Annotated in this window: 23 protein-coding genes; 21 read left to right on the forward strand and 2 right to left on the reverse strand. The window is 38.0% G+C overall.

What is annotated here, in order from left to right:
- Positions 1 to 16 precede the first annotated feature (16 nt).
- From IGI80_RS17215 to IGI80_RS17305, 19 genes are all read left to right on the forward strand, one after another.
- Complete coding sequence (locus IGI80_RS17215) at positions 17 to 1,381, forward strand: ethanolamine ammonia-lyase subunit EutB (protein ID WP_002357506.1); 1,365 nt, start codon at positions 17 to 19, stop codon at positions 1,379 to 1,381.
- A 17-nt stretch (positions 1,382 to 1,398) separates the two neighbouring features.
- Positions 1,399 to 2,310 (forward strand): ethanolamine ammonia-lyase subunit EutC, encoded by a 912-nt coding sequence (gene eutC / locus IGI80_RS17220; RefSeq protein WP_033596499.1) that lies wholly within the window; start codon positions 1,399 to 1,401, stop codon positions 2,308 to 2,310.
- A gap of 13 nt (positions 2,311 to 2,323) precedes the next feature.
- Positions 2,324 to 2,977: an ethanolamine utilization microcompartment protein EutL gene (gene eutL, locus IGI80_RS17225; RefSeq protein WP_002357509.1), complete on the forward strand. Its 654-nt coding sequence runs from the start codon at positions 2,324 to 2,326 to the stop codon at positions 2,975 to 2,977.
- Positions 2,978 to 2,990: 13 nt separating this feature from the next.
- Positions 2,991 to 3,509: a BMC domain-containing protein gene (locus tag IGI80_RS17230; protein ID WP_002357510.1), complete on the forward strand. Its 519-nt coding sequence runs from the start codon at positions 2,991 to 2,993 to the stop codon at positions 3,507 to 3,509.
- Positions 3,500 to 4,978: an acetaldehyde dehydrogenase (acetylating) gene (locus IGI80_RS17235; protein ID WP_002357511.1), complete on the forward strand. Its 1,479-nt coding sequence runs from the start codon at positions 3,500 to 3,502 to the stop codon at positions 4,976 to 4,978. Before IGI80_RS17230 ends, IGI80_RS17235 begins: the two co-directional genes overlap by 10 nt.
- Positions 4,979 to 5,101: 123 nt before the next feature.
- Positions 5,102 to 5,392, forward strand: a complete 291-nt coding sequence (locus tag IGI80_RS17240; RefSeq protein ID WP_002357513.1) for a BMC domain-containing protein — start codon at positions 5,102 to 5,104, stop codon at positions 5,390 to 5,392.
- 67 nt (positions 5,393 to 5,459) lie between these two features.
- The gene (locus IGI80_RS17245; protein ID WP_002378263.1) at positions 5,460 to 6,029 is read left to right on the forward strand and encodes a hypothetical protein; all 570 of its coding nucleotides are present in this window, start codon (positions 5,460 to 5,462) and stop codon (positions 6,027 to 6,029) included.
- A gap of 3 nt (positions 6,030 to 6,032) precedes the next feature.
- On the forward strand, positions 6,033 to 6,668 hold the full coding sequence (gene eutD, locus IGI80_RS17250; protein ID WP_002357516.1) for an ethanolamine utilization phosphate acetyltransferase EutD: 636 nt from the start codon (positions 6,033 to 6,035) through the stop codon (positions 6,666 to 6,668).
- 14 nt (positions 6,669 to 6,682) lie between these two features.
- A complete protein-coding gene (locus IGI80_RS17255; RefSeq protein ID WP_104845147.1) occupies positions 6,683 to 7,282 on the forward strand; it encodes a TIGR02536 family ethanolamine utilization protein in 600 nt (199 codons plus the stop codon).
- Between the two features lie 12 nt (positions 7,283 to 7,294).
- Positions 7,295 to 7,558 (forward strand): EutN/CcmL family microcompartment protein, encoded by a 264-nt coding sequence (locus IGI80_RS17260; protein ID WP_002357519.1) that lies wholly within the window; start codon positions 7,295 to 7,297, stop codon positions 7,556 to 7,558.
- A gap of 12 nt (positions 7,559 to 7,570) precedes the next feature.
- Positions 7,571 to 8,671 carry an ethanolamine utilization protein EutH gene (gene eutH, locus IGI80_RS17265; RefSeq protein WP_002357520.1) on the forward strand — a complete coding sequence of 367 codons (1,101 nt, stop codon included), beginning with the start codon at positions 7,571 to 7,573 and terminating at the stop codon, positions 8,669 to 8,671.
- Positions 8,672 to 8,683: 12 nt separating this feature from the next.
- Positions 8,684 to 9,127 (forward strand): ethanolamine utilization protein EutQ, encoded by a 444-nt coding sequence (locus IGI80_RS17270; RefSeq protein WP_002357522.1) that lies wholly within the window; start codon positions 8,684 to 8,686, stop codon positions 9,125 to 9,127.
- 87 nt (positions 9,128 to 9,214) lie between these two features.
- Positions 9,215 to 9,643, forward strand: a complete 429-nt coding sequence (locus IGI80_RS17275; protein WP_438724210.1) for a CoA-binding protein — start codon at positions 9,215 to 9,217, stop codon at positions 9,641 to 9,643.
- Between the two features lie 204 nt (positions 9,644 to 9,847).
- Positions 9,848 to 11,905 (forward strand): DNA topoisomerase IV subunit B, encoded by a 2,058-nt coding sequence (gene parE / locus IGI80_RS17280; RefSeq protein WP_002381887.1) that lies wholly within the window; start codon positions 9,848 to 9,850, stop codon positions 11,903 to 11,905.
- Positions 11,906 to 11,917: 12 nt separating this feature from the next.
- On the forward strand, positions 11,918 to 14,380 hold the full coding sequence (gene parC, locus IGI80_RS17285; protein WP_002357527.1) for a DNA topoisomerase IV subunit A: 2,463 nt from the start codon (positions 11,918 to 11,920) through the stop codon (positions 14,378 to 14,380).
- Between the two features lie 289 nt (positions 14,381 to 14,669).
- Complete coding sequence (pflB, locus tag IGI80_RS17290; RefSeq protein ID WP_002357529.1) at positions 14,670 to 16,916, forward strand: formate C-acetyltransferase; 2,247 nt, start codon at positions 14,670 to 14,672, stop codon at positions 16,914 to 16,916.
- Positions 16,917 to 16,992: 76 nt separating this feature from the next.
- Positions 16,993 to 17,757 (forward strand): pyruvate formate-lyase-activating protein, encoded by a 765-nt coding sequence (gene pflA, locus IGI80_RS17295; protein WP_002357530.1) that lies wholly within the window; start codon positions 16,993 to 16,995, stop codon positions 17,755 to 17,757.
- A 95-nt stretch (positions 17,758 to 17,852) separates the two neighbouring features.
- A complete protein-coding gene (locus IGI80_RS17300) occupies positions 17,853 to 18,779 on the forward strand; it encodes a manganese-dependent inorganic pyrophosphatase (RefSeq protein ID WP_002360265.1) in 927 nt (308 codons plus the stop codon).
- Positions 18,780 to 18,850: 71 nt separating this feature from the next.
- Positions 18,851 to 19,735, forward strand: coding sequence for a DUF1803 domain-containing protein (locus tag IGI80_RS17305; RefSeq protein WP_438724211.1), 885 nt, complete (start codon positions 18,851 to 18,853; stop codon positions 19,733 to 19,735).
- A 58-nt stretch (positions 19,736 to 19,793) separates the two neighbouring features.
- On the opposite strand, the gene IGI80_RS17310 is transcribed toward IGI80_RS17305, so the two are convergent.
- Complete coding sequence (locus IGI80_RS17310; RefSeq protein WP_002361848.1) at positions 19,794 to 20,345, reverse strand: DUF2179 domain-containing protein; 552 nt, start codon at positions 20,343 to 20,345, stop codon at positions 19,794 to 19,796.
- 180 nt (positions 20,346 to 20,525) lie between these two features.
- On the opposite strand from IGI80_RS17310, the gene cls reads away from it, so the two are divergent.
- On the forward strand, positions 20,526 to 21,986 hold the full coding sequence (gene cls / locus IGI80_RS17315; RefSeq protein ID WP_425143751.1) for a cardiolipin synthase: 1,461 nt from the start codon (positions 20,526 to 20,528) through the stop codon (positions 21,984 to 21,986).
- Between the two features lie 94 nt (positions 21,987 to 22,080).
- On the opposite strand, the gene IGI80_RS17320 is transcribed toward cls, so the two are convergent.
- Positions 22,081 to 22,746: a cyclic nucleotide-binding domain-containing protein gene (locus IGI80_RS17320; RefSeq protein WP_010713385.1), complete on the reverse strand. Its 666-nt coding sequence runs from the start codon at positions 22,744 to 22,746 to the stop codon at positions 22,081 to 22,083.
- Positions 22,747 to 22,942: 196 nt separating this feature from the next.
- On the opposite strand from IGI80_RS17320, the gene IGI80_RS17325 reads away from it, so the two are divergent.
- Positions 22,943 to 23,866: a phosphate/phosphite/phosphonate ABC transporter substrate-binding protein gene (locus tag IGI80_RS17325; protein WP_002381894.1), complete on the forward strand. Its 924-nt coding sequence runs from the start codon at positions 22,943 to 22,945 to the stop codon at positions 23,864 to 23,866.
- Positions 23,867 to 23,875: the final 9 nt, after the last annotated feature.

Here is a 23,875-nt window from a genome sequence, read left to right on the forward strand (position 1 = left end):
AAGGAGCGACACAAAGATGATTTTAAAAACCAAACTATTTGGCAAAGTCTATCAATTTACATCCGTTAAAGAAGTCTTAGCCAAAGCCAATGAAGAAAAGTCTGGCGACAAGTTAGCTGGCGTAGCTGCTAATTCAGCCGAAGAACGCGTGGCAGCAAAAGTCGTTTTATCGGAATTGTCCTTAAATGACTTGTTTAACAATCCCGTCGTTGATTATGACGAAGACGAAGTGACACGCATTATTATTGACCAAGTCAATATGCGAATTTTTGAAAGTATTAAACATTGGACAGTCGCAGAATTACGCGAATTTATCTTATCTTCGGAAACAACCGATTTTGATATCAAACGAATTTCCCGTGGACTAACTTCAGAAATGATTGCTGCTGTCTGTAAATTAATGTCCAACATGGATCTAATTGTTGGCGCAAAAAAAATCAATATTGAAAAAACCGCCAACACAACGATTGGCCGTCCCGGAACTTTTTCGAATCGTTTACAGCCAAACCATCCAACCGATAATGTCGATGGCATTATGGCATCAGTTATGGAAGGTCTTTCTTATGGCGCCGGTGATGCCTTAATTGGTTTGAATCCTGTTGATGATTCTACAGAAAGTGTTAAACGGATCTTAAACAAATTTGAAGAGTTCCGCAGCGAATGGGAAATTCCAACACAAACTTGCGTGCTTGCTCACGTAACGACGCAAATGGAAGCCATGCGTCAAGGCGCGCCAACTGGCTTAGTCTTTCAATCCATCGCTGGTTCAGAAAAAGGAAACACAGCATTTGGTTTAAATGCAGAAATTTTAGCTGAAGCACAAGATTTAGCGCTTCACAGTGGTCAAGCAGCTGGTCCTAATGTGATGTATTTTGAAACAGGTCAAGGCTCAGAACTTTCTTCTGAAGCGAACTTTGGCGCAGACCAAGTCACAATGGAAGCGCGTTGTTATGGCTTAGCCAAAAAATTTGATCCGTATATTGTAAATACTGTTGTCGGCTTTATTGGACCAGAATATCTTTACGATTCAAAACAAGTCATCCGCGCTGGTTTAGAAGATCATTTCATGGGCAAATTAACTGGAATTTCAATGGGCTGTGATGTCTGCTACACCAACCATATGAAAGCTGATCAAAATGATATGGAAAACTTAGCAATGTTATTAGCAACAGCTGGTTGTACGTATATCATGGGGATTCCTCATGGCGATGATGTCATGTTAAATTATCAAACAACTGGGTTCCATGAAACTGCGACGATTCGTGAAACATTAGGCTTACGTCCAATTAAAGAATTTGAAGAATGGATGGAAAAAATGGGCTTAATGGAAAACGGAAAATTAACAAGTCGCGCTGGCGATGCATCTGTATTTATTAAATAAACGAGGTGAGAATACAAATGAACGAAAAAGAATTAAAAGAAATGATTGCCGGAATTTTAACAGAAATGGTCGCTGACAATCAAGCGGCTTCGACTGCCACTGTGACTGCTGAAGAAAAACCAGTCACAACACACGTCACTGAAACGACAGAAATTGAAGAAGGCCTAATTCCTGACATTACTGAAGTAGATTTACGTAAACAATTACTATTGAAAAATGCCGTAGATCCTGAAGCACTATTAAAAATGAAAGCTTTCTCGCCAGCTCGTTTAGGCGTTGGTCGTGCAGGGACGCGTTATATGACTAGTTCAACATTACGTTTCCGAGCGGACCATGCGGCAGCACAAGATGCGGTCTTTTCAGACGTAAGCGAAGACTTGGTAAAAGAAATGAATTTTATTTCTACAAAAACAATCTGTAACAGTAAAGATGAATATTTAACACGTCCAGATTATGGTCGTCAATTTGATGAAGAAAATAGTGAAATCATTCGGAAAAATACGACACCAAAAGCCAAAATCCAAATGGTCGTAGGGGATGGTCTTAGTTCAGCTGCTATCGAAGCGAATATTAAAGAAGTCCTACCAGCAATTAAACAAGGATTAAACATGTACAACTTAGATTTCGACAATGTTGTTTTTGTTAAATATTGTCGCGTGCCAGCAATGGATAAAATTGGTGAAATCACTGACGCTGATGTTGTTTGCTTGCTAGTTGGCGAACGTCCTGGTTTAGTAACAGCTGAATCTATGAGTGCCTACATTGCTTACAAACCAACTGTCGGTATGCCAGAAGCACGGCGGACAGTTATTTCAAATATTCACAAAGGTGGGACACCGGCTGTTGAAGCAGGGGCCTACATTGCCGAAATTATCAAAAAAATGTTAGACAAGAAAAAATCTGGTATTGATTTAAAAGAAGCTGAATAAAGGAGGATTTCTCATGAAAAATGATCGTCTAGGCGCAAATGTCCTAAGTATGAAAGTCATTCCCAATGTCGATCCGGCATTAGCAAAAGAATTATCATTGAAACCAGAACATCGCTCATTAGGAATTGTTACTTCCGATTGTGATGATGTCACTTATGTTGCATTAGATGAAGCAACTAAAGCCGCCGATGTTACTGTAGTTTACGGTAAAAGTATGTATGCTGGCGCAGCAAATGCTTCAACCAAATTAGCCGGTGAAGTGATTGGCATTATTGCTGGTCCGAGTCCTGCTGAAGTCAATAGTGGCTTGAGTGTCATTACGCAAGTCATTGAAGAAGAAGCCAGCTTCTATAGTGCTAACGAAGATGACAGTATTGTTTATTTTGCACATGTAGTATCAAGAACGGGTAGCTTTTTATCTGAACAAGCGAATATTCCTGAAGGTGAAGCGATTGCTTATCTGATTGCACCACCGCTAGAAGCAATGGTTGGCTTAGATGCAGCAATGAAAGCTGCCGATGTTCAAATGGGTGTCTTTTATGGCCCACCTTCTGAAACGAACTTTGGCGGCGCCTTATTGACAGGTAGTCAATCTGCATGTAAAGCTGCTTGCAGTGCGTTTGAACAAGTCATTCAAAATATCGCTGACAATCCGTTGAGTTATTAAGGATGTGACCTGAATGAAAGCATTAGGAATGGTCGAAGTCAAAGGATTTTTAGGTGCCATTAGTGTGGCCGATGCGGCATTGAAAGCCGCCGACGTTACTTTGTTAAAAGCTGAAATTATTAATGGCGGTTTAACAACTGTGGAACTGATTGGTGACGTTGCCGCGGTCCAAGCTGCCGTTGAAGTAGGCACGGAAGTAGCTAAAGAATTAAATTGTTTAATTGCTCATCATGTGATCTCACGGGTTGATGCTCAAACGGAAGTAATTTTATCAGATCCAGAACCTAAGTCAGCACCTGAACCGATGGAACAAGTAGAAGTAATTGAAGAAGAGATTGAAACACCAGATTTGGAAGAACACACTGGCACACGCCAAAAATTAGAAACACAACGCGTGGTTGATTTACGCAAACAAGCCTACAAAATGAACCTAAGTAGTTTAAAGAAAAGTGAGATTAAATTTGCCAATAAAGAAGCTTTAATTCAAGCAATCATGGCTGAAATAGAAAGAAGTGAAGACGAGTGGAATTAGTAGATAAAGACTTACGTTCCATCCAAGAAACAAGAAATTTAATCAGAAAAGCCAAAGAGGCACAGCAAGTATTAGCAACATTTTCGCAAAAACAAATCGATGCGATTGTCCAAGCAGTTTCAGAGGCTACATTTAACCAACGAGAAAAGTTAGCGAAAATGGCCAATGAAGAAACAGGATTTGGTATCTATGAAGATAAAATCATCAAAAATGCTTTCGCTTCAAAAGTAGTATATGACGAAATGAAGGACAAAGCTACAGTTGGTGTGATCCATGATGATGCTGCCAAAAAAGTCACTGAAATTGCTGTCCCAGTGGGTGTAATTGCAGGATTAATTCCTTCTACCAACCCGACATCAACAGTCATTTACAAAGCATTAATTTCATTAAAAGCTGCCAACAGCATTGTTTTTTCACCACATCCCAATGCGTTGAAATCGATTATTGAAACAGTGGAAATTATCCAAAAAGCGGCTATTGCTGCAGGGGCACCAGAAGGTTGTGTCTCGGTCATCAAAACGCCAACCATGCAAGCGACCAGCGAATTAATGAAAAATAAAGAAACAAATTTAATTTTAGCTACTGGTGGAAACGCAATGGTTAAAGCAGCGTACTCTTCTGGAACACCAGCAATCGGTGTTGGGCCTGGTAATGGACCAGCCTACATCGAACGAAGCGCAAATGTTCCTCATGCAGTGAAACAAATAATGGATTCAAAAACTTTCGATAACGGTACAATTTGTGCATCGGAACAATCAATTATTGTTGAAACTGTCAACCGTGAAGCGGTCAAAGAAGAGTTAATTAAGCAGGGAGCGTATTTCTTAAGTCCAGCCGAAGCCGACAAATTAGCTAAATTTATTTTACGACCAAACGGTACAATGAACCCGCAAATCGTGGGTCGTTCCGTTCAACATATTGCTTCATTAGTTGGTTTATCTATTCCAAAAGATCGCCGCTTAATTGTTGCCGAGGAAACACATGTAGGCTTGAAATATCCATTTTCAAGAGAAAAATTGGCACCGATTATTGCTTTCTATACAGTTGAAAACTGGGAAGCAGCTTGCGCGTTATCAATTGAAATTTTGAAAGGTGAAGGTGCGGGTCATACGATGGGTATTCACACAGAAAACAAAGAAGTCATTCGTGAATTTGGCTTAAGAAAACCCGTCTCTCGTTTGCTTGTTAACACCTCTGGTACACTTGGCGGAATTGGTGCTTCAACTAACTTAGTGCCAGCATTAACACTTGGTTGTGGCGCAGTTGGTGGCAGCTCAACTTCTGATAATATTGGGGTTGAAAATCTGTTCAATTTACGTCGTGTTGCATATGGCGTGCGTGATTTAGAAGAGATTCGTCAAGAATTTGGTCAAACATCAACCACATCTGTGGCTACTTCTTGCGAAACAACCAATCAAGAAGAACTAGTAAATGCCGTGGTAGCTCAAGTTTTAGCTCGCTTAAACTAACAAGAAACGAGCGAGTAAGAGTAAAACAAATAAATTATTGGATTTAGGGTTTGGGACCTAAGTCAAATTGCTAATTGTCCCAAATTTTTAAAAATAAAACATACATCTTAGGAGGAAATTATAATGTCAAGTACAAATGCTTTAGGAATGATCGAAACTCGTGGTTTAGTAGGTGCTGTTGAAGCAGCCGATGCAATGGTGAAAGCGGCAAACGTTACTTTAATTGGAAAAGAACAAGTCGGTGGCGGTTTAGTTACAGTAATGGTTCGCGGTGACGTTGGTGCCGTGAAAGCAGCAACAGATGCTGGTGCTGCTGCAGCAGAACGTGTTGGCGAATTATTATCTGTCCATGTAATTCCACGTCCACATACAGAAGTAGACGCTATTTTACCACACGCAACAACTGAATTATAATTTTGATTTTTTGGGGCAGAGGTAGGTTCATTACTTCTGTCCTAAACTTTCATTGAGGAGGGGTGTTATGACAGTTATTACAGAAGATATGCTTCGCATCAAAAGGCTAAAAAAAGAACTAGAAGATGGCACGGATTTTGTGTTTCCTGTAGGCAGTTTTCTGACGCCAGCCGCCAAAAGCTATCTACGCGAGCATCGGATTAATAGCAGCTTCTCTTCAACAAACCCATTGCTTTCTGAGGTTCATTCAGTGAAGGCCTCCTCACAAAAACAAAAACAAGAACATTTATCAAAAGAAACAATTTATGAGATTCGGCACTTAAGCCATCTATTGTATTTGCCTTTCTTAACGAATGAAGCGTTATCAACAGAAGGTTGGTTATATTTCGAACAACAACAACAGTGGTTAGAGAAATTTATTTTAGAACAGTCGCTTGTAATGGAACCAGTCATTTTGGAATCAAAGGTAACTATTCTAACTAACCAACAGAGACAATGGCGCTATTCCTCAAAAGAAATTCAATTACAACTAGATAAAATTATTCTCCAGTTAAAAGGAGAATCACAACTGTTCGGACTTTTTCAAGCTTGGGCTACAGAATTAATTAGCACCATGGCTGAAATATCACGAAACTAGGAGATGAACAAATTGGATTCAATGAATGAAATTGTTGAAGAAGTTGTTAAACGAATTCAGCAACAACAACAAAATACTTTTGAAGTTGAAGCTTCTGGCCGACATGTTCATTTGTCTCGTCAAGAGATTGATGCATTATTTGGACCAGGATATCAACTAACAAAAGTGAAAGATTTATCACAACCTGGACAGTTCGTTTGTAAAGAACGAATTACGGTTGCTGGACCTAAAGGACTTTTTCAAAATGTGGTTATTTTAGGCCCTGAACGTAGCGAATCACAAGTCGAAGTTTCTATGACGGATACGCGTATTTTAGGAATTAATGCCCCAGTTAGAGAGAGTGGCAAGACAGAAGGGACACCTGGCGTCACGCTGATGAACGGATCAGCAGTTGTGACATTAAGTCACGGCTTAATTGTTGCCAAACGTCATATTCACATGACACCAGAAGATGCCTTAAAAAATAAAGTAAGCAATAGCCAAATTGTGCAAGTCAAAGTGGAAGGCACACGTCCGTTAATCTTTGATGATGTGGTTGTGCGAATCAGTCCGCGATTTGCAACGTACATGCACATTGACTACGATGAAGCCAACGCTTGCGGCTTAACCAAAGGAGCTCGTGGCTATATTCTTAAGTAAAAGGAGGAAGGACAATGAACGTTTCTGAAATGGAAAATTTGATTCAACAGATTACTGATCAAATTTGTCAACAATTGCTGTCGTCGTCTTATTCAGTGGCTTTAGCAGAAGCAAAAGAAGCATTTCCTGAAGAAATGTTTATTCGTTTTCCTGATGTAAATTGGGTAACCAAGGAGCAGAAGCTAGCACGAGGTTTGGTTGTAAAGAGGCTAACGATTTCCCAAGTAAATGCGATTGCGCATTTACAGGAAACAGATGAATTAGTCAAAAACATCTTAGCATTCTTATTTAAAGGTAAGCCGGTATTGGTTTTAACCCCAATACCTTCAGTGACTAAAAATTCACGATTGAAGTATCGTTTGAAACGAACGATTCAGGAAAACGTGGACATGTGCCAACAGTTTGGGATGATTTTTTATCATGATTCAGAAAATTACGCTGTGTTTCAGGCGGCCTGTCAAAAACAACTTCGTTCTTTAGCTGAGACCAAACGAACCTACATTACTGAAAAACAATTGATAAGAATGACAGAATCAGGTGTTTCTTTAAGTAAAAACGCCTATTTAACCCCGTTAGCGAAAGATTATGCTAGGAAACATCAATTGCTGACGTAAGGAGGAAAAACGATGCTTTTAGGAAAAGTGACTGGTAGCCTTTGGTCAACAAGAAAAGATGAAAAATTAAATGGCTGGAAATTTATGATGGTTGATATTTTGAATCAAGAGGACGAAAAGCAAGGATTTTTAATTGCTGCTGACAACGCTGGAGCTGGTGTCGGGGACAAAGTGTTAATTAGTCAAGGCAATGCTGCCCGTATTTCGGCAGAAGATCCGAATGTCCCAATTGATGCAATGATTGTTGGTGTCATTGATTCTACAGAGGAAGAATAGGGAGGACGAGACATGAGCATTAATGAAATTATTATGTATATTATGGTTCTTTTCATGATTATTGGAGGAATCGATAAATGTATTGGCAACAAACTAGGTTTAGGGGAGCAATTTGAGGAAGGGATTATGGCTATGGGTTCTCTAGCGCTTTCTATGGTAGGGATTATCACTTTAGCGCCTGTCTTAGCCAATCTTTTAAGCCCGATTGTCGTTCCTGTCTATGAATTACTAGGGGCTGATCCAGCAATGTTTGCCACAACCTTATTGGCTAATGATATGGGCGGCTTTGCGTTAGCGCAACAATTAGCCAATGATCCACAAGCTGGTTTATTTGCGGGGGCAATCTTAGGCGCAATGATGGGGCCAACGTTAGTCTTTACAATTCCAGTAGCGCTTGGCATTATCCAAAAAGACGACCAACAATTCTTAGCAACGGGTGTTTTGAGCGGGATTATTACAATTCCTTTTGGTTTATTAGCAGGTGGTTTAACAGCTGGCATGCCATTGTCATTGATTATTCCTAACTTAATTCCAATTATTATTGTTGCCGCTTTAATTATTTTAGGTTTATGGTTAGCGCCAAAGGGCATGATTAAAGGCTTCCAAATTTTTGGCCAAGGCGTAGTGATTGTCGCTATCTTTGGTTTAGTTGTCGGGGCGATTCAACTATTATTAGGAATTACAGTGATTCCTGGTATTGCACCAGTTACTGAAGGAATTGAAGTCGTTGGCGGGATTGCTTTAACTTTAGCTGGCGCTTTCTGTTTAGTAGCAGTGATTACGAAAGTCTTTAATAAACCATTGATGAAACTAGGAAAAGTTTTAGGAATGAATGAAGTAGCGGCTGCAGGAATGGTTGCTACATTAGCTAACAATATTCCTATGTTCCAAATGTTAAAAGACATGGATAATCGAGGGAAAATTATTAATATCGCTTTTGCTGTTTCGGCTTCTTTCGTTTTAGGTGACCACCTTGGTTTTACTGCAGGCGTAGCAAAAGAAATGATTTTTCCAATGATTGTTGGCAAATTAGTTGGAGGGATTACCGCCATTTTTGTGGCTATCTTTATGGCAAATCGAATGCTAGGGAAACCCGAAACAGAAGTGAAATAATGAGGTGTAAATATGACAGAATTAAATCGTGAAATGATCGAAACGCTTGTTCGACAAATTGTCACAGAAAAATTAATGCCGACTAAACAAGTGGATCCAAGTGGAATTATGTCCATCAAATTACCCGAAATCGACGTAACAGAAGACGACCGCTTAGATACAGGCAACCCAGCGGACATTGTTTACACAAAAGATCTGTTTTCTTTAGAAGAAAGCCCGCGCCTTGGTTGCGGTTTAATGGTGATGAAAGATACCACCTTCGACTGGACACTAGAATACGATGAAATTGATTATATTATTTCAGGACAATTAGATATACTGATTGACGGACGTAAAATTTCTGCAACAGCCGGCGAAATTATTTTAATCCCGAAAAGTAGCAAAATTCAATTTTCAGTGACGGGTGATGCCCGCTTTGTCTACGTGACCTATCCAGCAGATTGGCAAAGTCAATAATTATTTTACCGGCAGTCAGAGAATAATTTTGCCAAAACCCTTTACTCAGCGTTATAATAAATAAGAACGAAAAAAGGGGTTGAGTGAATGACATTTGAGAATCCAAGTCAAAATCAAATTTTTGATATTTTAAAACAAGCAAAAAATATTGCGGTAGTTGGTTTGAGTAACAAGCCCGACCGCACGAGTTACAAAATTGCGGAAATTTTACAGCAACATGGCTATCGTGTGTTACCTGTCAATCCAGTTTTAAAAGGTGAAACGGTGCTTGGCGAAACGGTTTATGGGGCATTAACAGAGATTCCTGAAAAGATTGATATTGTTGACGTCTTTCGGCGGAGTGAATTTTTGCCAGAAGTGGCCGCAGAAACATTGAAAACAGAAGCGCCTGTCTTTTGGGCCCAACTAGGTTTGGAAAATGAAGAGGCAGCGAACTTGTTATTAAATGAAGGTCGTCAAGTTATTATGAACCGTTGTATTAAAATTGAATTGGCAAAAATGACAGATGCTGAATAAACACGTGTAATTTTATAAAGAAAGAGCGTCCTGAACGGAAAGCTCTTTTTTTTTTGACCCAGATAGAGTATTATTGTAATGATGGTTTTAGAAGGAGCGAACGGAAAACGCAAGAAACCCGCTCACTCTTCTTCTAATTCTTTAAGAAATAGTTAATGTACGCTTATTAACTAAACGAGAATCTAAGTATAAGGAGTTTTTTCTTTGGCTAAAAAAATTAACAATGAGTACAATGATGCCTCTATCCAAGTCCTAGAAGGATTGGAAGCAGTGAGGAAAAGACCTGGTATGTATATCGGTTCAACCGATAGCCGTGGACTCCATCACTTAGTCTATGAAATTGTCGATAACGCAGTCGATGAAGCGTTATCTGGCTACGGGAATGAAATCAACGTAACTATCCAAAAAGATAATAGTATTTGTGTTGCAGACTCTGGCCGCGGAATGCCAACAGGGATGCATGCTTCTGGTATCCCAACAGTAGAAGTTATTTTTACTGTCTTACATGCGGGTGGTAAGTTTGGCCAAGGTGGCTATAAAACTTCAGGCGGACTCCATGGGGTGGGTGCCAGTGTTGTTAATGCCTTATCTAAGTGGTTAGAAGTTCATATTGTTCGTGATGGCGTAGAATACATGGAACGATTTGAGGACGGCGGTAAACCAGTTGGTACCTTAAAAAAAATCGGCAAAACAAAAAAACGCAACGGTACCTCTGTTACTTTTTTACCTGACGACACTATTTTCTCTACGACAAATTTTTCTTACGAAATTTTAGCAGAACGTTTGAGAGAATCAGCTTTCTTATTAAAAGGCGTCAAAATTACTTTAACAGATGAACGTGGAGAAGAACCCAAAGAAGAAGTCTTTCACTACGAAGAAGGCATTAAAGAATTTGTTGCCTATCTAAATGAAGAAAAAGATACATTAACACCCGTTGTTTATTTTTCAGGAGCCAAAGAAGGTATTGAAGTTGAATTAGCCTATCAATACAACGATGGCTATTCTGAAAATGTTTTATCTTTCGTTAACAATGTCCGCACAAAAGATGGCGGTACCCACGAAGTCGGTATGAAAACGTCAATGACAAAGGCGTACAATGAATATGCACGTAAAGTAGGACTATTAAAAGAAAAAGATAAAAATTTAGAAGGTAGCGACTTCCGTGAAGGCTTAGCAGCCGTCCTTTCTATTCGAGTACCAGAAAACTTACTACAGTTTGAGGGCCAAACCAAAGGAAAATTAGGTACACCTTTAGCAAGAACCGTTGTCGATAACGTCGTAGGCGAACAAATGGGCTTCTATTTACAAGAAAACAGTGAAATGAGTCAATCATTAATTCGGAAAGCGATTAAAGCCCGTGAAGCCCGTGAAGCGGCTCGCAAAGCTCGTGAAGAAAGCCGGAACGGTAAAAAACGGAAAAAAGGTGAATCGTTACTTTCTGGAAAATTAACACCGGCTCAATCTAGAAATCCTAAGAAAAATGAACTATATCTTGTCGAAGGAGACTCGGCCGGTGGCTCAGCAAAACAAGGACGCGACCGGAAGTTTCAAGCCATTTTACCGCTACGAGGAAAAGTCATTAATACGGAAAAAGCGAAAATGCAAGACATCTTGAAAAACGAAGAAATCAATACTATGATCTATACAATTGGCGCAGGCGTCGGTCCTGAATTTTCAATTGAAGATTGTAATTATGATAAAATCATCATCATGACCGATGCGGATACCGATGGTGCCCATATTCAAGTGTTGCTATTAACGTTCTTCTATCGTTATATGAAACCATTAATTGAAGCCGGCAAAGTCTACATTGCCTTACCACCACTTTATAAAGTCTCTAAAGGAACTGGAAAAAAATCAGTCATTGAGTATGCTTGGACCGATGGTGAATTGGCAGAAGTGATTGATAAAGTTGGTAAAGGCTATATGCTCCAACGCTATAAAGGTCTGGGGGAAATGAATGCAGAACAACTTTGGGAAACAACGATGGATCCTGAAACTAGAACCTTAATTCGTGTTCGGATTGATGATGCAGCTCAAGCAGAACGCCGTGTGACCACATTAATGGGCGACAAAGTCGAACCTCGTCGAAAATGGATTGAGCAACATGTTCAATTTACGTTGGAAGAAGATGGCAGTATTTTAGATCGTTCAGAAGAAGACACTTCTGCACCAACAGGAGAAAGTCTTTTAGATGCGGAAAAAACAAAAGAAGCAGAACAAACCGATGACACTGAAATCAGTTTGTTTGACATAGAGTAGGGAGTGACAATTTTGGAAAAACGCCAAGAAGTTCAAGAATTAACCCTTGAAGAAGTAATGGGCGATCGTTTTGGAAGATATTCCAAATACATCATTCAAGAACGGGCCCTACCAGATATTCGAGATGGGCTAAAACCAGTACAACGCCGCATTCTCTTTTCAATGAATAAAGACGGCAATACCTTTGATAAAGGCTTTCGTAAATCAGCAAAATCTGTCGGAAACATTATGGGGAATTATCATCCCCATGGCGACAGTAGTATTTATGAAGCGATGGTCCGTCTAAGTCAAGACTGGAAATTACGGGAAGTACTAATTGAAATGCACGGAAACAACGGAAGTATGGATGGCGACCCACCAGCGGCGATGCGTTATACAGAAGCTCGTTTATCACAGTTAAGTGGTGAGTTGTTAAAAGATATCGACAAAAATACCGTCGATTTCGTCTGGAATTTTGACGATACAGAAAAAGAACCCACTGTTTTACCAGCCAAATATCCTAATTTATTGGTAAACGGCTCAACGGGGATTTCAGCAGGCTATGCAACAGAAATTCCTACGCATAATTTAGCGGAAATCATTGATGGAACTGTGTATTTAATTGATCATCCTAATGCAAGTTTAGAGAAATTAATGGAATACATTCCAGGACCAGATTTCCCAACAGGTGGGATCCTACAAGGAAAAGCAGAAATTAAAAAAGCCTACGAAACCGGCCGTGGTAAAGTAATTTTACGTGCGAAGACAAAGATTGAGCCCTTAAAAGGCGGCAAACAACAAATTGTCATTTCTGAAATTCCTTATGAAGTCAACAAAGCAACGCTAGTGAAGAAGATGGATGAAATCCGTTTAAATAAAAAAGTAGACGGCATTGCCGAAGTTCGTGACGAAAGTGACAGAACTGGCTTGCAAATTGTTGTTGAACTAAAAAAAGATGTCAATGCAGAAGGTATTTTAAATTATCTATTTAAAAACACTGAATTGCAAATCAATTACAACTTTAACATGGTAGCCATCGACAACATGACCCCGCAACAAGTGGGCCTAAAACGGATTTTAGAAAGTTACATTACTCACCGCAAATCAGTTATCATTAACCGTTGTCAATTTGAGTTGGACAAAGCTCGCAAACGTGAGCACATTGTTGCTGGTTTAATTAAAGCATTGTCTATCTTAGATAAAGTGATTGCAACAATCCGTGGCAGTAAAGATAAAAAAGATGCGAAGAAGAACTTAGTATCCGACTATGCGTTTACTGAAGAACAAGCTGAAGCAATCGTTACTTTACAGCTATACCGTTTAACCAATACGGATATTACTGATTTACAAGAAGAAGCGAAAACTTTAGAACAACAAATTGCTGAGTTATTGAACATTTTAAACAATGAAAAAGAACTATTCTCAGTCATGAAAAAAGAACTTCGCGAAGTTAAAAAGCAATATGGCAATCCGCGCTTAACTCAAATTGAAGAGGAAATCCAAGAAATCAAGATTGAAACAGCCGTGTTAGTTGCGCAGGAAGACGTGGTCGTAACCGTGACGCACGAAGGCTATATCAAGCGGAGTAGTATTCGTTCTTATACAGCATCAAAACCAGAAGAAATCGGCATGAAAGAAGGCGACTTTTTATTATATGCTGGCGAAGTCAATACATTAGATCATCTTTTACTAGTAACAAATAAAGGGAATATGATCTATCGCCCCGTCCATGAGTTGCCAGATTTACGCTGGAAAGAAATTGGCGAACATATTTCTCAAACCATTTTAAATCTTGCTATCGATGAATCGATTATTGCTGTATATCCTTATAAAGAGTTAAGTCCGACAAAAACCTTTGTTTTCATTACAAAAGCTGGCATGATTAAACAAACCAAAATGGCTGATTTTGAGCCTTGGCGCACTTATAAGAGCCGCCCGACATCTTGTATGAAATTAAAATCAGACCAAGATGAAATTACCAATGTTTATTTAACAAATGATCAAGACTTATTGGATGTTTTCCTCGTTAGCAATCGCGGTTTTGGCTTACGTTATCCATTATATGAAGTACCAGTCGTGGGTAGTAAAGCGGCTGGAGTTAAATCAATGAACCTCAAAGAAGACGATTATGTCGTTAATGGTTTGCTGGTTCATTCTGAAGGGGATACACCGATTGTCATCGTTACCCAACGTGGCGGTGTTAAACGCATGTTAGCCCAAGAATTAACACAATTAGGACGAGCAAAACGTGGATTAATGGTCTTACGGGAATTGAAGAAAAATCCACATCGTGTTGTCTTTATGTCTGAAAGTACCGATTTAGATTTATTAGTTACTACGCAAAAAGGCACACAAGAAGTTATTCAGTCGAAAAACTATCCAATCAGTGAACGAACATCCAACGGTTCCTTTGTCATCGATGAACAAAAAGATGGCCAAGTAATGGAAGTCCACGAGATGCATTCTGCAGTGATTGAAGAAGAACAAACAAACTAAACTGTGTTATAAATATCTCCACAGCAGCCATCTGTATTAATACAGATGGCTGCTGTTTTTAATACAGAAGTACATTTTTCACAAGTGATAACAACTATAAATCGTTCTTATTTTCACAAGTATAAATGTTTATATATCAGCATTTATAATCTTTGCTCCCCATTTATTTATTAAGAAAGTGCAATAAATAATAAAAAAACGCTTGCATCTAAAAGGTTATGTGTTATACTAATCACATAAAGCTGTTACATACAATCAAGTAGCAGTTAACTAAGGAGGCAAACACTTCATGAAACAATGGGAAGGCTTTAAAGGCGACAAATGGAGAACAAGCGTTGACACTCGTGATTTTATTCAAAACAACTACACAGAGTACAAAGGCGACGACAGTTTCTTAGAACCAATCGCTCCGAGCACTGACAAATTATGGACAAAACTACAAGAATTATTTGAAATCCAACATGAAAAAAATGGCGTTTATGACATGGATAGCGATATCCCAGCAACTATTACGTCACATGAACCTGGTTACTTAATCAAAGAAGAAGAAAAAATTGTCGGTTTACAAACAGATGTACCATTAAAACAAGCATTTATGCCATTCGGTGGTATTAAAATGGCGAACAATGCCTTAGTTTCAAATGGTTATGAAACTGACGAAGAAATGACAAAAATCTTCACAGAATACAGAAAAACACATAACCAAGGTGTTTTTGATGCCTACACAGCTGAAATGCGTTTAGCACGTAAAAACAAAATCATTACTGGTCTTCCAGATGCTTATGGCCGTGGCCGTATTATCGGTGACTATCGTCGTATCGCATTATATGGTATCGACTACTTAATGGAACAAAAGAAAAAAGATCATGATAACACTGGTAACAAAGAAATGACAGACGATGTTATTCGCTTACGTGAAGAAATTTCTGAACAATACCGTGCGTTAAATGACTTAAAACAAATGGCTGCTTCTTATGGTTTCGATATTTCTCGTCCTGCTGCAAATGCGCAAGAAGCAATCCAATGGTTATACTTTGGTTACCTAGGTGCCATTAAATCTCAAAATGGTGCGGCAATGTCAATTGGTCGTATCTCAGCATTCTTAGATATCTATATCCAACGTGACTTAGAAGCTGGTTTAATCACTGAATTCGAAGCACAAGAAATGATTGACCATTTAATCATGAAATTACGTATGGTTAAATTTGCACGGACACCAGAATACAACCAATTATTCTCTGGTTATCCAATTTGGGCAACATTATCTATTGCTGGTATGGGTATTGACGGTCGTTCATTAGTTACCAAAAATGACTTCCGTATCTTACACACATTAACAAACATGGGACCATCTCCAGAACCTAACTTAACTGTATTGTATTCTTCTCACTTACCAGAAGGTTTCAGAACATATGCAGCTAAAATCGCGAAAGAAAGCTCATCTATCCAATTTGAAAACGATGACTTATTACGTGAAAACTGGGGCTCTGACGACTGTGCAATCGCATGTTGTGTTTCTGCAACAGTTATGGGTAAAGATATGCAATTCTTCGGCGCTCGTGCGAACTTAGCGAAAGCTGTTCTTTATGCAATTAACGGCGGAGTCGATGAAAAAACTAAAATGCAAGTAGCACCAAAATATCGTCCAATGACTGGTGACAAATTAGATTACCACGAATTCATGGAACGCTATAAAGACATCTTAGACTGGTTAGCTGAATTGTACGTTAACACATTAAACATCATTCATTACATGCATGATAAATATGCATATGAAGCACCACAATTAGCTTTAATGGATACTGATTTACAACGGACATTCGCAACTGGTATTGCTGGAATCTCTCATGCGACTGATAGTATCATGGCAATTAAACACGGTGAAGTAGAAGTAATCCGTGACGAAGATGGTATGGCAATTGATTATGTACCAACAAAAGAATTCCCAACATACGGAAACGATAACGAAGAAGCCGATGCAATGGCTAACTGGATTTTAGATTACTTTATGACACAAATTAAACGTCAACACACATACCGTAACTCTAAACCAACGACTTCATTATTAACAATCACTTCAAACGTTGTTTATGGTAAAGCAACAGGGAACACGCCTGACGGACGTCGTGCCGGCAAACCTCTTGCACCAGGTGCGAACCCAAGTTATCAAGACGGTAAATTCTTAGGTGAGAAAAATGGCTTGTTAGCTTCATTAAACTCAACAGCTCGTTTAGAATATACAATCGCTTTAGATGGTATTTCTAATACACAAACCATCAACCCTAATGGTTTAGGTAAAGACGACGACACAAGAATTAACAACTTACGTAACGTATTAGATGGCTACTTCGATAAAGGTGGTTACCACTTAAACGTAAACGTATTTACAAACGAATTATTATTAGATGCACAAGCACATCCAGAAAAATATCCAAACTTAACTATCCGTGTATCTGGATATGCCGTGAAATTCCGTGACTTAACTCCTGAACAACAAGCAGACGTTATTTCAAGAACTTCACACGACAGACTATAAAAAACATTTACATTATTTAACTGAAAGGGTGACATTCAACGTGTCATCCTTTTCGTTTGAAAGAAGAGGGATCATTATGACAACACCAGTTACAGGTAGAATTCATTCAACAGAAAATTTTGGTACCGTTGATGGCCCAGGTGTCCGTTTTATCGTATTTACACAAGGGTGTCGCATGAGATGTCAATTCTGTCATAATCCAGATACTTGGAAAATTGGTTCCGGTGGTCGTGTGGTGACGACTGACGAAGTATTAGAGGAAGCATTACGTTTTCGCTCTTATTGGGGCGAAAAGGGTGGTATCACTGTCAGTGGTGGTGAGCCGCTATTGCAAATGGACTTTTTAATCGATTTATTTAAAAAAGCCAAAGCACAAGGCATTCATACAACCTTAGATACGTGTGGCAAACCTTTTACTCGGGAAGAACCCTTCATTAGTCAATTTGATGAATTGATGAAGTACACAGATTTACTCTTATTTGACATCAAACATATTGATAACGAGCAACATAAACTGTTAACAACGCAATCAAATGATAATATTTTAGAGATGGCTACCTATTTATCTGAAATTGACAAACCTGTTTGGATTCGCCACGTATTGGTGCCTCAACGTAGTGATTACGACGAATATTTAATCCGTCTGGATGCCTTCATAAAAACATTAAACAATGTAGATAAAGTTGAAGTGCTTCCTTACCATACGATGGGCAAGTACAAATGGGAAGAACTAGGTATTCCTTATCCATTAGAAGGAATTGAACCTCCTAAAAATGATCGTGTTGAAAATGCGAAAAAACTACTACATGTCGAGGACTATCAAGGTTATCTAGCACGTTAACAAACGAAAAAATAGAAAAGAAGACAATTTTTTTGTTGTTTCTTTTCTATTTTTTGTTATCATTAAGAGTGAATCAAAACCAAGGAGTGTGTATTATGTCAAAAATTTTAGTTTTTGGACACCAAAATCCTGATACAGATGCTATCGGAGCAGCAATTAGTTTTGCTTACTTACAAAAAGAATTAGGAAAAGAGACAGAAGCTGTCGCTTTAGGAACACCAAGTGAAGAAACTCAATATGCCTTAGATTACTTCAATATTGAAGCACCACGTGTTGTCACTGAAGCAGCTAGCGAAACAAACCAAGTCATGTTAGTGGATCATAACGAATTCCAACAAAGCATTTCAGATATCGCTGAAGTAAACATTTTAGCAGTAGTGGATCATCACCGGATTGCCAACTTCGAAACAGCAGATCCATTGTATTATCGTGCAGAACCAGTAGGGTGTACCAGTACAATCATCTATAAAATGTTTAAAGAAAATAACGTGACAATTCCAGCTCAAATTGCTGGTATGATGGTCTCAGCGATTATTTCTGATACATTATTATTTAAATCACCAACTTGCACACAAGAAGACATCGATGCAGCGCACGCCCTAGCTGATATTGCTGAAATTAATTTAGAAGGCTATGGTCTTGACTTATTAAAAGCAGGAACAAATTTAAGCGATAAATCAGCTGAAGTTCTTTTAGATTTAGATGCTAAGAGCTTCCCAATGAACGGCAAAACAGTTCGCGTTGCCCAAGTAAATACCGTCGACTTAGCAGAAGTTTTAGATCGTCAAGCTGAATTAGAAGCAGCTATGGCCGCAGAAAATGCAGCCAATAATTATGACTTGTTTGTCTTAATTATTACGAATATCCTAGACAGTGATTCTGAATTATTAGCGATTGGTGCGGAACAAGCCAAAATTGAAGCAGCGTTCAATGTAACATTAGTTAACAATCGTGCGTTCTTACCCGGCGTTGTTTCTCGTAAAAAACAAGTAGTACCACAATTAACAGAAGTCTTTAACTAAAACCGTAAGCGCCTAAGCAACGCGATAAATTCCTTGTTGCTTAGGCGCTTCAATAGTAAAGGGGCGTTAACATGAATGATTTAGCAATTTACTATCATTCTCAGCAACAAACGAAACAATACAATCATTTGCTCAACCAATCACTTTTTTTCCCTCTTGTTACTTTTATGTATGAACATCGGGAAGAAAGAATCATTTTAAGACAATTAAAAGCGGCCTTTGCAACAGAAGCCAAGTTAGAACAATTTTTATCAGAAATGATTGATTGTCAGTTAATCATTCGGGAAAATCGTCAATATCGTTTGAATTTTCCTATTTATACGGCAGCTGAAGTTGCGAGTTTGCCCTTGGCTGAAGACGAACTTCCTAAGTTTAAAGGAACTGTAACAGAGCAATTATTTTGGCTAGTTGAATCTTTTTGGCCACAAGTGTTTCCAGAAGAGGAAGACTATTTTTTTGGCGTGAGCGGTGGCCTCACATTTTATCAAAAACAAAGATTGGCCTCGGCACAACTATCTATAATTACGCTTGAAAAAGAAAAGACAGAGGTTCCAACAATGCCTCGTTATTTTGATTACTTGGGCAAAGAGCAATCCTTGCCAGAAGCCTTCAGCGCTTTATATGACTTGCTAGGGGACGTAAATCCTGAATACTATCTTTCGCAAGCGAGAAGAGTCATTAAACAAGCTCTGCGAGGCCGCAAAGTCAGTACTGTGCCTAATATTTTTCAAGAAAGTTTGCACTTGACCCAAGTGATTACGATTGACCAGGACCACTTAAAACTCCTTTTACCAGTAGCAACGGAACAAGCCGAGCCTTTAGAAGCACAGTCGGATATTCTAGCATTTTATTATGAAAAAATTGCTAACCGATCGGCCATCGAACGCTTAGTTTTTATGCAACAATTGATTGAGCAACTAGGTACGAACTCTCTAAGTTATCTTAGAATAAATTAAAGTTACGATAATTTTATTATGTAAACTAAAAATCAATAACAAGAAATGACGCCGCTTCTTAGTGAGAAATGGCGTCATTTCTTTTGCGAACTTTTTTCGTCCAAAAACCACCGGAAATGAACTTAGGCTCATAGGAAATGATAAATGCTCTCGGCTCTAATTGATTGATTAATTTGTACAATGTACGTTCGTTTTTTCTTGGGGAAAGAATTTCTAAAACCATTCGTTCTCCTTCGCGTCCGTAGGCGACACTTTGCGTAACACCATAGCCGTGTTCACGAAGTGTTTCTGGTAAATGAAATTGTTCAGTAGTAGAAGGGAGGATAACTGATACCATAATATAACCCAAGGCCAAATAGTCTTCGATTTTAATTCCTACACTAATGCCAACAGCGTAACCAAGCGCATAAACAAGTAAATTTAAAGGATTGTCTAACCGATTCAGAACCATACTTAGCCCTAAGACATAAATTGTTATTTCAGCCATACTAACCAGCGGTGCAATAACCCGATAACCTTTCATCGTTAACATAAAACGAATAGTATTTAAGGTAATATACGCAAAATTAATGATAAAAATCATAGCTAACATTTTCAAATCAACGACCATAAAATAAGTACCTCTTTTCAAAATCTTTACATCCAGCCCTCATTATAGTACAGAAAAACTGAGAATCAAAGGTGAAACACTTATAGAAATGAATTCTTTTTTGAATACTCGCTCATATTATTCGCCTAATTTAACTGTTATTTGATATAATCTTAGTATGAAGTAAAAAGGAGGTAAGCGATGAAAATTTTTGTTTGGATTTTGTTATTTTTATTAGTAATTAACGTTATTGCTGCCTTAATTACTGTTTTTAGAAAACCTCGTAGTATTTCCAGCGTTTTAGCATGGATGATGACGTTGATTTTCTTGCCTGGTATCGGCTTTATTATTTACTTATTCTGTGGGCGAGGTATCGATGGACAAGAAGTTTTTAAATTGTCTGATGATGAAAAACAAATGGTTCAACGAATTAAAGAAAAAGTGGACATCGATAACAAAAAAGCAGGGCGCGATAAACGTTATGATTTACTTTATGATGCGAAAGTTTTAAATCGTTATTTCCGGAATATGGACGCATCACCGTTGGCCAAAAGAAATAGTTTGCAATTATTCACAGATGGCCAAGAAAAATTCCAAGCATTATTTGAAGATATTCGTGCAGCGAAAGAAACCGTTCATGTGGAATATTATGCGTTTTTTAATGACACGATTGGCAATCAATTTTTAGATGTATTAATCGAAAAGTTGCATGAAGGCGTGGAAGTTTACTTAATTTACGATCCTTGGGGTTCACCCGGCGCAAATAAAAAGTTTTTTTCTCGTTACGTTGACGCTGGAGGAAAAGTAGCTCCCTTTATTACTTCTCGCGATATGATCCGTAAAACACGTCTAAATTATCACTTGCATCGGAAAATTGTTGTCATCGATGGGAAAATTGGCTGGACCGGCGGGTTCAATGTTGGGGATCAATATTTGAATGTCACCGAAAAATTTGGTTACTGGCGAGATACCCATATTCGTTTGGTCGGGACGGCCGTATTTTCATTGCAAGAGATATTTATCATGGATTGGAATGCTTCAGTCAAATATCCTGAAGAACGTATGACGTATCATGAAAAATATTTTAAATTACCAGAAGATCATGAAGTGGAGCATTTGTCCTTACAAGTTGTTTCAGATGGTCCTGATTCAGAAGAAGAAATTTTGAAAAGCGGGTTTGTTCGGATGATTTTTTCTGCAGAAAAGAGTGTCTGGATTCAAACACCGTATTTAATCCCTGACGATAGTATGATTAATGCGTTGTTAGTGGCGGTTCGTTCAGGTGTCGACGTGCGAATTATGATTCCTTGTATGCCTGACCATCCCTTTATTTACCGCGCAACACAATATTACGCGAATTACTTACACAAACGCGGCATTAAAATTTATATTTATGATAGTGGGTTTATTCATGCAAAAACAATGGTGATTGATGATGAATTAGCTATGGTTGGGACAACAAACCAAGATATTCGCAGTTATTCATTGAATTTTGAGGTAAGTACGTTTATTTACAATCCTGACATTGCGTGGATGTTAGCGCAAGTCTTTGAAGAAGATATAGAAAAAAGTGTCTTACTAACCGACGAGATAATTAAAAAACAAGGGTACTGGCTACGCTTCAAGCAAAACTTTTCACGCTTGTTGTCACCAGTCTTGTAAAAAATATCTTTTAAACAGCTGTACGCTAGTCAAAGAATGATTAACTAATAAAAAACTAAGAAATTAGATAAAAATCTAATTTCTTAGTTTTTTTTTATCGTTTCATTTTTGCTATATCTGTCAATTTTTCTGGATTAAGGATGAGGTACTCTTGTTGCTCTTTTTGAATGAGGCCCTCTTTTTTAAATTGTGTAATGAGGCGTGTTAAATGACGATAACTAACGTTTAATGTAGTTGCACAAGTGGTTAGTTTACAATTGAAATAACTATTCTTTTGATGCGCTAAAATATATTTTGCTAAGCGAACATCAACAGGCTCTATCAAAGAGGAAGCCAGAAGTGCACCAGAGTTAAGTCGCTCACTTAAGGTAAGACAAATGGTTTGTAAAAAAAGTAAATCATTCTGTAACACTGTGCGGTGTTCATTTAACGGAATACATAAACAAAGACACGCAGTATTAGCCAAAACATTACTTTTTGGTGATTTTTTCCATAAAGAAGAGGCTTCGCCTAAGAGCGCAATTGGGTGAGTATAGCTGATGCAAACTTTCTGGTCTTCTAATGTAGGCGTATAAATCATAACATTTCCTTCCAAAAGAAAGTATAAATGGTTAGAGGATTGATCGAGTTCAATTAAATGTTCGGATTTTTCAAATGTTACTAATTGGCCAATTTCTGCTAATGGTGTATCCATGTAACTCTGCAATTGATATAAATCAATATATTCTTGTAATTTCTGTCTATTTTTCAAATATTTCATAAAAACTGTCAGCACCTTTATTTATTGTTAGCTTCATTATAAAATATTTCCAGATAAAAAACGAATATTTTTTTGTTATTTTTGTTAATTGTATGTAAATAAAGTGTAAATAAGGACTTGTGTCTCTATTTAATACTTTAAAAGTTTGCTATGATTTCCTTTGTAAACGAAACATTTATTTTTAGGAGGAGAAAAAATGCGTTTAAAAAAAGTGACATCAATTGTTTTGGGAAGTTTACTTATTCTAGGGTTAAGCGGTTGTGGCATGAGTCAAGCAAAGAAAAAAGAAGTAACATCAGATAAATTAGTTGTTCAATTTGTGCCTACGAATAATGATGGCAGTATGGAAGCGAAGACAAAACCTTTTGCAGAATATTTGTCAAAAAAATTAGATCGTGAAGTGGAAGTAACCTTAGCAACAGATTACTCGACGATTTCTGAAGCAATGGATTCTGGAAAAGTAGATTTAGGAATCATGCCACCTGCAGCCTACGTACGTGCAAAAGATATGCACGCGGCGCAAGCGATTTTAACTTCACAGTTGAAAGATTATGATCAAAAAACAGGGAAGCCTTTAGACAATGTTTTAGCGACAACCTTTAAAGGTGAAGTTTTAGTCCGTAATGATAGTAATTTAAAAGAATTAAAAGATTTAAAAAATAAAAAAATCGCAACATTGAATCCTAATTCTGCAAGCGGCTATATTTATCCTGTCGCTGAGTTAAAAGATTTAGGAATTGATCCCGTACAAGAAGCTACTTTAACTACGGTAAATGATATTCCCAGCGAAATTACTGCCGTTTTAAACGGCCAAATGGATGCAGCCTTTGTTTTTGAAGGAGCGCGAAATGTTTTTAATGCAGCCTTTCCAGATAAAGATTTAACCAAAGAATTACGTGTCCTTTATTTAACAAAAGGTGATATCCCTAACGATGCAATTGCAGTCAATCCAAAAATGTCAACTGATCTAAAAGAAAAGATCAAAGAAACATTTTTAGAGATGAAAAATGACCCTGAAGGAAAAGAAGCTATGAATTTATGGGGGCATTTAGGTTATGAAGAAGCAGCAGATGATGCATATAATACAATCCGTGCATATACAGAAAAAGCAGCAGAATAATCACTAAGA

Source organism: Enterococcus sp. DIV1420a, from assembly GCF_051712165.1.
GTDB classification, from domain to species: Bacteria; Bacillota; Bacilli; order Lactobacillales; family Enterococcaceae; genus Enterococcus; species Enterococcus faecalis.